Below are 14,314 nucleotides of genomic sequence, written 5' to 3'. Positions count from 1 at the left end.
CATGCGCTATGACGAATACAAATAAAGGAAATTCGAACTTCGTCACGAATATTACAAATAACAACATAGTATTGTTAGTCTGGTGTAACTCCAATCACCATATCAATAACAAAAACAAAAACAGCTGCACAGTAGTATTAACAACGTAACTGCACAACTGCACAATAGCAATCTGCAACAAAACCAGCAACTACAGCTGCACATCAGCAACACACCAGCACTTAGCAACCCAACACCAGCATCACTTCAACAAACTAAATCAATTAGCTGTAAAATCTACAGCTAATCTTCACGATTTCTTGCCGAAATCCGAATTAACTGGATTTCCTGTAGTTAAGTTCAACGGAATTCGATGGAACCGATGAATTACGCGAAATTAACTACATATTTTCCATTTATTATGGAAATTCGGGCGAAATCGGAGAAATTAACTACATATTTTCCATCTAACTCCACAGATTCGCCGATCAGACAGTGTAAAGTTGAATATTGTACTCGAAGTGTACTCCCCCAAGAAACCCACCTAATGTGACCAACAGAAGGCGGGTTTTTGTTTTATACACCCATCACTCCAGTAAAGGATGAACCTATCTTATGGTCAACACACTCATTCTGGTATTTGTTTTGACGATGATAATTCATACGGCCGAGACATTGTCATACTCGATTCGTTATGCGGGTGTGCGGGTGAACAAGCTCGCTGTGGCACTGTCGCTGGTTGGCATTGTCGTACTTGTGTCGCGCACAGCGAACTTGATTCAGGCGCCGATGACGGCGAATTTCGTGGATTACGCCAAACATGAACAAACATTTGATTTGGTGCGTTATTTGCGCATCTCCCTGTTAGCGTCGTCCATTGGGACGATTATTGCGATCGCGTTATTTCCTACTTTTATCAACATAAGTGCTAGAGTTATTGCTCGTCTTGAACTCGCGGGTTCACTGCCGAAGATGCTCACGAATGTAACGATTTCACAACTGAAGAACACGACCAAATATATCAAAAAACCAAAAGTGAAACTAAGCCAATTCCGTTATCTCGGGATTTCCAAACGCTTCTTATTTATCAATATTGTTGTCACGGCTTTCTACTCGGTTGGTGTTCTCGCCTCACTCTATGCTGCTCATTTATGGCCGGATCATGCAACCACAGCTTCCCAAGCCTCCGGATTGATTAATGGAATCGCTACGATTCTGCTTACCATATTCATTGATCCCCAGTTGGGTCTCATCACTGACAAAGCACTGCATGACGAAGAGCAACGGAAGCAGCTAGGCAAAATATATGCTTTACTCATGACAACTCGCTTCTTGGGAACGCTTTTAGCGCAAGTATTTCTAGTGCCGTCAGCCTACTTTATTGGTTGGATGGTGCAGGTATTTTTCTAAAAAGTGTGAAAACCTTTCTTTCGGCCCCTTCGCTTGGTATAATAGCCTCTATCATAGTAGTAGTGCACAAGAAACGGAGTCCGACCATGAAGAAGTTTAAGAAGTTTTATATTGAAATTACGAGCGTATGCAATTTGGCCTGCACGTTCTGTCCGCAAACGAAGCGTCAAGCTAATTTCATCAAAATAGATACATTTACGAATATCCTTGACCAAATTAAACCGCATACGGATCATATTTATTTGCATGTCAAGGGTGAGCCGCTGCTTCATCCCAAAATCGATGAATTACTAGACTTGAGCCACGAGAAGGGCTTCAAAGTCAACATCACGACGAACGGTACGCTTATTAATAAAAATAGGCACAAGCTGCTCGATAAACCAGCTCTTCGCCAAATGAATTTCTCCTTGCATAGCTTTGATGGTCATGAAGGCTCCGAGGATAAGGAAGGTTATGTGACGAGTGTCCTGCGGTTTGCCAAGGAAATCGTGGCGAAATCCAATGTCATTATTTCTTTCCGACTATGGAATTTAGACACAGATAATCAGACGAATTTGGAACGAAATCGGAATCGCGAAGTGCTTGAATTGCTAGAGAAGGAGTTCGAGCTCGATTACAAAATCGACGAGAAATTCGTCCGCGGGACTGGCGTTAAGCTTGCTGATCGTGTCTATCTGAATCAGGATCATGAGTTTCAGTGGCCAGATTTGAAAGCGGAGGAAATCGAGGGACCTGGCTTCTGCCATGCGCTGCGCAATCAAGCGGGTATTCTTGTTGACGGAACCGTGATCCCGTGTTGTCTGGATGGGGAAGGGGTTATCAATTTGGGTAATATTAACCAAACCAATTTCTCCGACATTATCGAAGGTGAGCGCGCCAATCGCTTGTTCGAGGGCTTTTCCAGACGCGAAGTGGTTGAGGAACTTTGCCGTAAATGCGGATACCGCGAACGATTCAGTATGTAAATTAACAGCCCATTCCAGTCAGCGTCATCGCTGCGGAATTGGGCTTTTTTTCAGCTTTTGCATTTACCATACATTCATGAGATAATACAAGTTTGATTCTTAACTTAGAAGGTTGGGGGCACATACGTGGGACGTTATCCATTTGCATATGATCATGCAGAGCCATATATGCAGCAGGTGTCTGACTGGATTGCGGATATCTTTTATGACATTTTACCTGAGGCAGGCTTTGAAGTTCGGGATGAACAGATTTACATGGCGTTTCAGCTAGAGCGGGCTTATGCTGAGAAACAGACGATTTTTGCGGAAGCCGGCGTAGGGACTGGCAAAACGTTAGTGTATTTATTATATGCGCTGTGCTATTCGCGCTTCACGAACAAACCGGCGATTATCGCCTGTGCGGACGAATCGTTAATTGAACAGCTCGTTAAACCTGGCGGGGATATTGATAAAATCGCTCGCCATTTGAATATGGTCATTGATGCACGACTGGCTAAGTCTCCAGATCAGTATGCTTGTCTGGTTAAGCTGGATGAAGCAAGATTTGGTCATGAAGATACAGAACTATATCGTGACGTATATGCGGAACTTCCTGATTTCGTGCATACGCGTGAAGCTTTGCAAACGTTCTATGCTTACGGGGATCGCAAAAACTATCCACATCTAAGCGATGAACAGTGGCACCGCATGAACTGGGATGCGTATCAAGACTGTTTTGTGTGTGATAAACGGCATCGGTGTGGACAAACCTTGTCGCGTGAATCCTACCGGAAATCGACAGATTTAATCATTTGTTCGCATGACTTCTATATGGAACATGTGTGGACGTATGACGGTCGTAAGCGTGAAGGACAATTGCCACTTCTGCCAGAACATTGTACCGTTGTGTTTGATGAAGGGCATTTGATGGAATCCGCCGCTCAAAAGGCGTTGACCTATAAGCTGAAGCATGTGGTATTCGAGGAATTGGTTATCCGTTTGTTAAAAGGGGAAGTTCGTGAAACGTTAGCCGTCTGTATAGATCGTGCGATCGAGCAGAGCGAACGTATGTTCGAAGTACTGGAGGGCTGCTGTCGCCCGATTGCGGGCTCTGACCGTAAACAAATCGTGATGAGTGATCTCTTGAAGAGAGAGATTCACACGCTCTGTGATATTTTGTCCGAAATCGAAGAGGAGCTTGTCTTCGAGGGCGAGATGTTTACCCTGAACGATTATCAGCTGAAAATTGTTGAGGAGCACTTGGAGATGATGCAGAAGGCGTTTGCGCTATTCCGCAATGATCATTCCTTCATTTGCTGGGCAACGGAAAGTATTACAGGGCTCAGTCTGGTTGTTATGCCAAGAACGGTGAAGGAAGTGCTCAAGGAGTATGTCTTCTCCTCCAAAATGCCAATCGTGTTCTCGTCGGCCACACTATCAGTAGAAGGTAAGTTCGACTATGTGGCGAACAGCTTAGGCCTAGAGAAATATCTCTCGTTCTCGGTAGACTCACCGTATGACTATGCGCAGCGAATGGAAGTCATTGCTCCGCGTTTCACAGATGGCGGAACGTTCCAAGAGAAGATGACTTCAGCAGTTAGCTTGCTGAATAGGACAGAAGGTAGAGCGCTTATTTTATTCCCGACACATCAAGAATTGCAACATTTCAAGAGAGAGATGTCCTCGCGTTCGGAATGTAAGAATCTAACTTTCTTCTATGAAGGAGATCAAGAAATTTCACATGTGATTGCCTCGTTCCAAGAGAATGAACATAGCGTGTTGGCTGCCGTTAGCTTGTGGGAGGGACTCGATATTCCAGGACCGTCGCTATCCAACGTCATCGTCTGGGCGCTGCCGTTTCCTCCACAGGATCCCGTGTTTAACGCGAAGCGTGAAGCATCAGCTTCACCATACGAGGAAGTAGACATTCCTTATATGTTGCTCAGACTGCGACAAGGGATGGGAAGATTGATTCGAACGCGTGAGGATAGTGGGATTATTGCCATTTTCAGCGAGGAATTATATACGAATGCAACGCTCCGCGAGCACATTGAACGGGTACTGCCGGCTGGTGTAGTCATGAAATCCGAATAGGCGAATATCTAATTGTTGTTAGGGAGGCAGGAGGGACTACCTCTCTTTTTGCTGTTGATCCAATCAGCACACATAATTAGGCCCGCGGTATGGATGTGTAAAGGAACTTTTTTTGTTGCTTGGACATAAGATGAAGCTGTGTAGATCAAAGGCGGTGGCATCTGTGAATCCATGTAAAGTACTGTTCATTACTGGAGATTTCAGTAAATATGTACAACGGAGTTTTCATCATTTTTCAATGGCATTATCTGAGCTAGTCAACCTATCCCTTTGGCATAAGAGCGGACATATTAGGGATATTTTGAAACAGCTTCCAGAACGTCCCGACTTTATCCTTCTTAATGATATTCGAGAACGACATTGTCCACGTATTGAAGGATTGGCTGACCTCGAAATCCCAATTGGAGTCATCGTGCACGATACACATTTTAATATTGAAGAGAGAAAAGCATTCCTAACGAAGAACAATATTAAGCATATCTTTTCCATTTATCGCGACCCCTTTCTAAAGCTGTTCCCAGAATTCGCACATCAGATGCATTGGTTTCCGCATTTTGTCGACACCAAGATCTTTCGCGATTATGAGCTGAGGAGAGATATTGACTATCTATTGCTAGGCTGCACCGCGGCATCCGTGTATCCGCTTAGGAAAGTCATGCTTGATCGGATGAAATCAAGAAAAGGCTTTTATCATGAAGAACACCCTGGATATCGTGATATGACGGTTGAAGAAGAGAAGAAAGTACTCGTAAACAGAAACTATGCAAAGGCGATCAATCGCGCTAAAATATTCCTCTCCTGTGACTCCACATACCACTATCCATTACGTAAATATTACGAAGTGCTCGCCTGTCGTACGTTGTTACTCTCCTCCGTTTCGAAAGAGCTGCTCGACCTAGGCTTTATACCAGGCGTACATTTCGTGGAGGTAACGGAAGACAATTTTGAATGGAAAGCTGATTATTATTTGAAAAATAGTGCGGAACGCAACCGAATAGCCGAGGCCGGTTATGAATTTATTCGTAAACATCACACAGTTAAACATCGCGCAAGGAAATTCGTAGAAATGGTCCAAGAAATTTTAAAAAATCAAGGGTAAGACAAAGAAACACCATCAATGTCCTTTGGCATCATGAAAGATGATGTAGGGAATGATGGTGTTTTTTTAGCTGTCTCCAAGTCGAATGACGTTGCGCATGTTCCTTTGTTTATCCATTACATCCCGCGTATCATAGACGAGTGAGGCATATTTAAGAATATCAGCCTTCGGCATAGCATTATGCGTCATCAAAATCACAACACAATCTGCTCTTTGCAAGACATCAGCCGTTAATTCAACACTTTGAAATAATGTCCCCCCGACATGGATCGTATCCATGTAAGGATCATGATAGCTTACATCTGCACCTGCTTCATGCAAATATTGCAGCACTTTAATTGCTGAAGATTCTCGTACATCCGCGACGTTGCTTTTATAGGTTATTCCGTACAGAAGTATGGATGCGCCTTTGAGCGGGGTAGAGGGCTTCAGTAATTCACTGATGCGTTTGACGATATACATCGGCATGGATTCATTAATTCGTTCCGATTCTCGAATGAAACTCGATTCAAGTCCCAATTGCTCTAACTTCCATTGTAAATAAAGCGGATCCACGGGTATGCAGTGCCCACCGATTCCTGAGCCGGGGTAAAAATCGTTGAAACCGAAAGGTTTTGTTTTTGCCCCATCAATCACTTCCCAGATATCAATATGCATGGCATCGCAGAGTATGGCGAGTTCATTAATAAAAGAAATGTTTATAAATCGATATGTGTTTTCAAGCAACTTGGCCATTTCGGCGATCTCTGGGCTAGTCACGGGTTTTATTTCCTTGAAAACGGAGCTGTAAAGTTGTATCACTTGATTTAGGCATGCTGGTGTTATCCCGCTGACTAGCTTAGGTATGGTCTCAACGGAGTACTGGGAATTACCAGGATCAATACGTTCTGGTGAATAACCGATAAACAAATCCTCGCCAATGACATAGGAGGTGCCTGCAATGATTCTGTTAGCGATTTCTTTGGTCGTTCCCGGATAGGTGGAACTTTCCAATATAACAAGTTGTCCAGGTCTTAGTATTTGCTTAATAGAGTCTGCTGCTGCTTCAATATAACGAAGATCAGGCTGACGATCAGCGCCAAGGGGCGTTGGCACACAAATGATTATCGCGTCACTGTCACGGAGTTCATCTAAGTCGCTTGTCGCACTGAAATGATCGGAGGTGGTTATGAAATGAGCATCATGCTCAGCCAAAGAGGGTAGGGACATCTCCTTATTGCGCAGCTTAGTAATGAGTTCCGGGTTAATATCGAAGCCTGTTACGTGAAACCCGCCTTTCACAAATAGAACAGCCAGCGGCAACCCCACATAGCCAAGTCCCATAACGGTGATTCGAATCCGCCTAGAAGTTTGTTCGAAGTTGTCCATGTCATCCCCCATCCCAAACCGATTCAAAATGTCTGTCTACAGAATCTATCGTATGTAGATAGCGGTGGTAAAGTTTGGACTTTATGGCATTATAGAGAACTTGGGTGTTGATAAGAAATGAGACAGTACCACTGAAAATACAGTAGTACTGCCCCATATAAGTTGGTTCATTTAATCATCCAGTTCACAGCCGATGATATCGGCAATATATTAGTCTAATGCCTAACAAAAGCGTGTATATATAACATATATTGAAAGCGTTTACAACTTGTCCAAAGAAATACGATCGACCGAATCAACCTCGGCCAATCCAGTGTCTGCATCATGAACACGTCGAAGGAGGTCGTCGCATGCACTTCTCTTATACCCAAGATCAACAAGATATCAGGGCCCAAGTCCGTACGTTTGCACTCGCGAAGATGGAGCCGACTTCAGAGGAAAGGGATGAATATGAGCGATTTGACCGTGGGATTTACGATGGTATCGGAGAGATGGGATGGTCAGGACTCCCTTGGCCACAAGCCATTGGCGGAGGTGGTTATGATTTCCTAACGTACGCAATGGTGATTGAGGAACTCTCGCGTATTTGTCCGTCTACAGGCGTGATGCTCTCCGTGCATACCTCGCTGGCTAGTTGGGCGATTCATACGTATGGGACAGAAGCTCAAAAACAACAGTATTTACGCCCCCTGGCACAAGGGACTAAGCTCGGCGCCTACTGCCTGACGGAAAGCGACTCAGGTTCAGATGCGGGTGCTATGCGAACGACTGCTACCCATGTAGGCGATGCGTACGTGCTTAACGGCTCTAAGCTATTCGTGACGAATGGCGGGGAGGCGGAGGTGTATATTGTTTTCGCCATTACTGGCACACAGAAGGAGACAAAGAGTTGTACGGCTTTCATTGTGGAAAAAGGAAGGGAAGGACTTATCTTCGGTACCAAGGAAAATAAGCTCGGGATCCGTTCATCGACGACGATAGAACTTAGGTTTGAGGGGTGCAGCGTGCCATTGGGGAACCGGCTGGGCCCGGAAGGCGAAGGATTCCGCATCGCTATGCGAAGTCTGGATGGCGGCCGAATCGGGATTGCCGCACAAGCTACAGGGATCGGCCAAGGGGCCTTGGACGCTGTCCTCGCCTATGGAGCGGGATCTGGCTCGCTCGGCGGCGAGCAGTTCTATGCTCATGTTTCGGAGATGGCCACGCACATCGAAGCCGCAAGACAGTTGACCTATCAAGCCGCTTGGCGCAAAGGCAAGGGGCTCTCCTATGGGAAACAGGCTGCCATTGCGAAGCTTTTTGCCAGCGATATGGCGGTTAACGTATGTTTGCGTGCTGTCCAGCTCTGTGGCGTGTGGGGATGCCTGAAGGAGTCGAAGGTGGAGCGCTATCTGCGAGATGCCAAAGTGACGCAAATTTATGAAGGGACGAATGAGATTCAGCGTATTGTGATTTCGCGTTTGCTGCTTTCTGAAAGCACGTAGGAAGGGAGAGCGAAAACATGAGTGATCACTATTTGCCTGGGCTTGAGCATGTGATAGCTAGTGAGACTAGCATTTCATATCTCGATGTGGAGAAAGAAGAAATCGTGATTCGCGGATATAATCTGATGGAACTTGCAGAGCAAACGACCTATTTGGATGTAGTAGGGCTGTTGTTAGAAGGAGAATTGCCGAATGTGTCAAGGCGACAAGCCATAGAGCAACAGATTCAATCGATGTATGGATTACCGCCTAATGTGCGCGCCATGCTCCATCTGATGCCGGATCGGGCAGATATGATGGACGTCCTGCGAACGAGTATCTCCGCGTTAGCGAGCTTTGATGACGAACTTGATGATCGATCACCAGGAGCGAATGGACGTAAAGCGATACGGTTGTTGGCTAAAGTGCCACAAATTGTCGCCTATGGCTACAGAGCTATTACGAAGCAGCCGCTCATCGAACCCGATCCGAATTTGTCTTACACGGCCAATTTTCTGTACATGATTACGGGAACGATTCCGTCACCGATGGAGGTCGCAATTTTTGATCAATCGCTGATTGTGTATAGTGAGCATGAATTGCCGAATTCGACTTTTGCGGCTCGCGTCATCGCTTCGACACAGTCTGATATTTATGGCGCACTTGTTGGTGCGGTAGCTTCCCTAAAAGGAACACTGCACGGAGGAGCGAACGAAGCGGTTATGCACATGCTGCTTGAAGCGGGTACAGAAGATGACCTGGAAGGGTTGATTCGTTCCAAACTTGCGAGGAAGGAACGTATTATGGGTTTCGGTCACCGTGTCTATATGCGCAAACCTGATCCACGCGCGTTGTTAATGAAGGAGGCGCTGGAGAAGCTCGCACCCGCATGCTACCAACAGGAGTTATTCGACTTGTGTGTTCGTGGTGAGCATGTGATGCGCACGGAGAAAGGGCTGCATCCCAATCTGGATTACTATGCAGCGCCTGTATATTACTTGCTAGGCATCCCAATTGAACTGTTTACACCCGTTTTCCTTGCAGCGCGTACAGTCGGCATCAGTGCACATGTGATGGAGCAGCATGCGAACAATCGTCTATTCCGACCTCGTGTACGATATACAGGTGCGCGCGATTTGCATCCGCCACAGGAAGATCCGCATTCAGAAAGTGAGGACGAAATCGTATGAGTACGTCAAGAGAATGGGTTCAGAGGGAGATGATCTTCGATCCGCTTATTGTAGAGATTGCCGACTACGCATTGCATGCCGAGATTGTAAGTGAGGAAGCGTATCAGATTGCTCATCATGTGCTCATGGATTCACTGGGAACAGGCTTGCTTGCGCTGCGATTTCCCGCTTGTACGAAACATCTAGGTCCGCTTGTTCCAGGCGCAGATGTGGTCGGAGGTGCTCGCGTTCCTGGTACGCGATACGAATTGGATCCGGTTCATGCCGCGTTCAATATCGGTTGCATGATTCGGTGGCTGGATTACAACGACACGTGGCTAGCAGCAGAATGGGGCCATCCATCCGACAACTTAGGCAGTATTCTTGCAATTGCGGACTATGTAAGTCGGAAACGCATATCTGAGAGTCAATTACCTTTTACCATGAAAGACGTCTTAACGATGGCGATCAAAGCGCATGAAATTCAAGGCGTGCTTGCATTAGAAAATAGCTTGAACGCGGTTGGACTAGATCATGTCCATCTGGTGAAAGTCGCTTCCACGGCAGTGGCCGCAGTTATGCTGGGAGGAACGATGGAGGAGGTATGCAGCGCCATCTCCCATGCATGGATTGATGGCGCGAGTTTACGCACCTATCGGCACGCACCGAATACAGGTTCTAGGAAATCATGGGCTGCGGGAGATGCAACGAGCCGTGCTGTTCGTTTGGCGTTAATGGCAGTCGGAGGTGAGATGGGATATGCCTCTGCGCTCACAGCGCCGAACTGGGGATTCCAGGATGTGCTTTTTGAAGGTAAGACACTGACTTTGGGCAGACCTTTGGGCAGTTATGTGATGGAACATATTCTGTTCAAAATTTCATTCCCAGCGGAATTTCACGCGCAAACCGCAGTTGAATGTGCTTTAACCCTACATGAGCTTGTAAATGATCGAATTGGTGACATAACTAAAGTTATGTTAACAACTCACAAATCAGCGATGCGCATTATTGATAAGAAAGGTCCTTTGTACAATCCAGCCGATCGAGATCACTGTCTGCAGTACATGGTAGCTGTTGGGCTTCTGTTTGGTACACTGACTGCCGAGCATTATGAAGATGATATTGCTGCTGATCCGCGCATTGATGCGCTTCGGGAGCGTATGGTTGTGATCGAGAACGAACAATACAGCAAGGATTACCTTGATCCAGATAAGCGTTCTATCGCGAATAGTATTCAAATTTATTTTAAGGACGGAACGTCGACAGGGAAAATTGTATGTGAATACCCCATCGGACACCGCAAGCGGCGAGCGGAAGGTCTTCCGAAAGTAATCGATAAATTCAAAGCGAATGTGCAAACAAGGTTTCCAAGGAAGCAGACGGAAGAAATTATGAAGGGATCACTCGATTATGAAAAGCTCATTCAGACACCTGTTTCGACGTATATGTCGCTATTCGTCATTTAACGAGTGGATAGATCGGTTGAATAAGTCAGGAGGTTGCTATGTCGTGGTTAATTGAGGAGGAGCCGAGTCAAGAACAGTTGGCTGCGCAGTGGCGTAGTTACGTTGAAGCGGGTCCGATTGTCCAAATCGTCGGCACCCACGATGGCATGGCAGCGCGAATAGCCAAACAAGCAGGGTTTGGGGTGCTGTACTTATCAGGTGCTGCTTATACGGCGAGCAGAGGATTGCCAGATTTGGGACTTCTTTATTCGGGCGAGGTTGCAGAGCGCGCTAGGGAGCTCGTTCGAGCATCGGGACTTCCGTTACTAGTCGATATTGATACAGGATATGGCGGCATTCTGAATGTCGCGCGGACCGCCAAGGAGATGGTGGAGGCCAAAGTCGCTGCCGTACAAATAGAAGATCAAGATATGCCGAAGAAATGCGGACATCTGAGTGGTAAGAAGCTCATTCCTGCCGAGGACATGTGTCATAAAATCCGCACGATCAAAGCGGTCAGCCCGACGCTGTATATTGTTGCACGGACAGATGCCAAGGGGGTTGAAGGGATGGCGGAAGCTATCGCCCGTGCGAAGCAATATCTTGCCGCTGGGGCGGATGCTATTTTTCCTGAAGCACTTGAGAGTGAGGAGGACTTCCATCAATTTCGGAAGGAAGTGGACGGACCACTTCTGGCCAATATGACGGAATTTGGACGTACGCCTTACTATACGGCTGCGCAATTTGAGAGTTGGGGCTTCCGGATGGTCCTCTATCCGGTTACGTCCTTACGAGTCGCAGCTAAAGCGTATGAACGGGTATTTGAAGAGATTCGTGGGCAAGGAACGCAAATCGGATCGTTAGCGAACATGCAAACACGTAGTGAGTTATACAAAGCGATTCGTTATGAAGATTATGAGGCCTTGGATGGTTCTATTGCACGATCAACTTGGGAGGATCAAAGCTAGAAGTGCAAGCGGCTTGAGGGAGGGCTCCACATGGATTATAGCCTTTCAGAGGAATTAGAAATGATTCGCGCCATGGTACGCGATTATGCAGCAGGGGAGGTTGCGCCGACGGCGGCGCTTCGAGATGAAGAAGAACGTTATGATCGCCATATATTCGATACGATGGGGGGGCTTGGTTTAACGGGGATTATGGTGCCCGAGGAATATGGCGGACTAGGTTCTGATAGGCTGACGAATTGCTTGGTTTTGGAGGAGATAGCGCGTGCTTGCGCTTCGACAGGGTACACGCTTTATGTGCACAGTGGGTTGGCAGCTGCGGCGATTTCAATGTTCGGCAACGAGGAACAGAAGAAGTTATATCTAGTGCCAATGGGAAATGGGCAAAAGCTCGGCGCTTACGCGTGGTCTGAACGCGCACTGCCGAATGGAATTGTTGACTTGCAGACAGAAGCGTTGCGTGATGGTGACGATTACGTACTGCGGGGCAAGAAAGTTCTCGTTTCAAACGCTGGGGAAGCAGACGTATATGTGGTGTTTGCAGCGACGGGAAATAATTCTACAGCGGATGCGAGTAGTGCTTTTATTATTGAGAAAGGCACACCAGGATGTATGCTGCGTCAAAAAGAACGAAAAATCGGACTGCGCGGTTCACCCAGCATGTCCATTGAATTGGTCGATTGCCGAGTCCCGTTGGCAAATCGGTTAGGCGAGGAAGGAGACGGCCATCGGATTGCATTGCGGACGCTGGAGTCTGCACGCAGCGGGATTGCCGCACTAGCAGTTGGACTTGCGCAAGCAGCGATGGATGTGTCAATCTCCTATGCGAAGACGCGCAGGCAATTCGACAAGCCGATTGTGCAGCAACAGGCTATTGCATTTAAGCTGGCGAATATGGCAACGCAAATTGAAGCAGCGAGGCTGCTCACGTATCAAGCCGCATGGCATGATAGTCAAGAGGGAGACGGAGGCGCGTATTCCAATCTATTTGCTGGGCATATAGCGATGGCAGTAACGATTGAAGCTGTTCAAATTCATGGTGGCTATGGCTATACCAAAGCGTTCCCTGTTGAACGGTATATGCGCGATGCGAAGATGCTTCAAACGATTGAAGCATCGATGGATGAGCAGCGAAGAGCCATCGCTCGCCTGATTAATAAGATGTGAGCGTGGACAGGAGGGTGAGGTGTATGCGAGAAAGCGTCATTGTTGGCGGCGCAAGGACGCCTTTCGGGAAGTTCGGTGGTGCGTTGAAGGATGTCCCAGCTGTCGAGCTTGGTGGAATTGTCATCAAAGAAGCGATTCGTCGCGCGACGCTGAATCCTTCCTTGATCGACGAAGTCCTGATGGGCATGGTGCTGCAAGGAGGTGCAGGACAAATCCCTTCTCGTCAGGCAGCTCGCAAGGCGGGGTTAACGTGGCGTGTAACGTCGGAGACGATCAATAAAGTGTGCGCCTCCGGGATGCGCAGTGTGACCATGGCGGACCAAATTATCCGAGCTGGTGACGCGTCGGTACTGGTAGCAGGCGGTATGGAGAGCATGAGCTCTGCGCCTTATTTGGCGACACATGCGCGTTGGGGCGCACGAATGGGCGAACAGCGTCTGCTCGATCTGATGATTCATGATGGTTTGACCTGCCCATTCGAACGCGTGCATATGGTGCTCCATGGCAGTCGCATAGCTGCTGAATTCAAGATTGGACGGCAGCAGCAAGACGAGTGGGCTTTGCGCAGCCATCAATTAGCTCTGCACGCAACTTCCAGTGGATACTTCGCAGAGGAAATCGTACCTGTTCCTGTGGGTACAACTGTAATAGAACATGATGAGGGACCACGTGGAGATACGAATTTAGCTAAGCTTGCTGGTTTAGTCCCCGTATTGGATAAGCATGGCAGCATTACGGCTGGAAATGCCCCTGGTGTCAATGATGGTGCAGCGGCCTTGATCGTCATGGCGAGTGATGCCGCTATGGAGCAGGGCATATTTCCGCTCGCGACAATCGTCGGCCATACGAGTGTTGGCGAGCCAGCGCCGTATATCGCTACTACACCAGCGTTGGCGATCCGAAAGCTGCTGAAGCAAACGGGCATGACTCTGGATCAAATCGATCGATTCGAGGTGAATGAAGCTTTTGCCGCTGTTGTGCTCACATGTGAGCACATGCTAGGGTGGGATTCGCAACGAGTAAACGTTAATGGCGGTGCCATTGCGCTCGGTCATCCCATTGGCGCAAGCGGGACGCGGATTATTCTCACTTTAATTCATGAGCTTCGCAGAATTGGCGGAGGTTATGGGATTGCAGCGATTTGCAGCGGGACGGCGCAAGGGGATGCGATATTGCTTCGTGTGGAGTGACGGAGTGAAAGAGTAAGTGAG

The 14,314-nt window shown here is 47.4% G+C and carries 11 protein-coding genes; 10 read left to right on the top strand and 1 reads right to left on the bottom strand.

What is annotated here, in order from left to right; translation table 11 throughout:
- Positions 1-594: 594 nt before the first annotated feature.
- The 4 genes from A8708_RS05305 (at position 595) to A8708_RS05290 (ending at position 5,526) form a co-directional block, all read left to right on the top strand.
- Entirely contained in the window at positions 595-1,389 is a 795-nt protein-coding gene (locus A8708_RS05305) for a lipid II flippase Amj family protein (RefSeq protein ID WP_068662473.1), read from the top strand.
- A gap of 86 nt (positions 1,390-1,475) precedes the next feature.
- Positions 1,476-2,354 carry a radical SAM/SPASM domain-containing protein gene (locus A8708_RS05300; protein ID WP_068662472.1) on the top strand — a complete coding sequence of 293 codons (879 nt, stop codon included), beginning with the start codon at positions 1,476-1,478 and terminating at the stop codon, positions 2,352-2,354.
- A 126-nt stretch (positions 2,355-2,480) separates the two neighbouring features.
- Positions 2,481-4,427, top strand: coding sequence for an ATP-dependent DNA helicase (locus A8708_RS05295; protein WP_068662471.1), 1,947 nt, complete (start codon positions 2,481-2,483; stop codon positions 4,425-4,427).
- A 163-nt stretch (positions 4,428-4,590) separates the two neighbouring features.
- On the top strand, positions 4,591-5,526 hold the full coding sequence (locus A8708_RS05290; protein ID WP_204787471.1) for a glycosyltransferase family protein: 936 nt from the start codon (positions 4,591-4,593) through the stop codon (positions 5,524-5,526).
- A gap of 66 nt (positions 5,527-5,592) precedes the next feature.
- Here A8708_RS05290 and A8708_RS05285 read toward each other — a convergent pair whose 3' ends face one another.
- Positions 5,593-6,894, bottom strand: a complete 1,302-nt coding sequence (locus A8708_RS05285; protein WP_068662470.1) for a nucleotide sugar dehydrogenase — start codon at positions 6,892-6,894, stop codon at positions 5,593-5,595.
- Between the two features lie 350 nt (positions 6,895-7,244).
- On the opposite strand from A8708_RS05285, the gene A8708_RS05280 reads away from it, so the two are divergent.
- From A8708_RS05280 to A8708_RS05255, 6 genes are read left to right on the top strand one after another with little or no spacing between them, the layout of a single operon-like run.
- A complete protein-coding gene (locus A8708_RS05280; protein ID WP_068662469.1) occupies positions 7,245-8,378 on the top strand; it encodes an acyl-CoA dehydrogenase family protein in 1,134 nt (377 codons plus the stop codon).
- Between the two features lie 17 nt (positions 8,379-8,395).
- Positions 8,396-9,547 (top strand): citrate synthase, encoded by a 1,152-nt coding sequence (gene mmgD, locus A8708_RS05275; protein ID WP_068662468.1) that lies wholly within the window; start codon positions 8,396-8,398, stop codon positions 9,545-9,547.
- Positions 9,544-10,992 (top strand): bifunctional 2-methylcitrate dehydratase/aconitate hydratase, encoded by a 1,449-nt coding sequence (locus A8708_RS05270; protein ID WP_068662467.1) that lies wholly within the window; start codon positions 9,544-9,546, stop codon positions 10,990-10,992. Before mmgD ends, A8708_RS05270 begins: the two co-directional genes overlap by 4 nt.
- A gap of 38 nt (positions 10,993-11,030) precedes the next feature.
- A complete protein-coding gene (prpB, locus tag A8708_RS05265) occupies positions 11,031-11,939 on the top strand; it encodes a methylisocitrate lyase (RefSeq protein ID WP_068662466.1) in 909 nt (302 codons plus the stop codon).
- A 30-nt stretch (positions 11,940-11,969) separates the two neighbouring features.
- Positions 11,970-13,103, top strand: a complete 1,134-nt coding sequence (locus A8708_RS05260) for an acyl-CoA dehydrogenase family protein (protein WP_068662465.1) — start codon at positions 11,970-11,972, stop codon at positions 13,101-13,103.
- 23 nt (positions 13,104-13,126) lie between these two features.
- Complete coding sequence (locus tag A8708_RS05255; RefSeq protein WP_068662464.1) at positions 13,127-14,293, top strand: acetyl-CoA C-acetyltransferase; 1,167 nt, start codon at positions 13,127-13,129, stop codon at positions 14,291-14,293.
- The last annotated feature ends 21 nt before the right edge of the window (positions 14,294-14,314 follow it).

It is taken from the genome of Paenibacillus oryzisoli, from assembly GCF_001653565.1.
Taxonomy (GTDB): domain Bacteria; phylum Bacillota; class Bacilli; order Paenibacillales; family NBRC-103111; genus Paenibacillus_E; species Paenibacillus_E oryzisoli.
The sequence above is the reverse complement of the archived record's forward strand: the minus strand, read 5'-3'. Positions and strand labels throughout refer to the sequence as shown.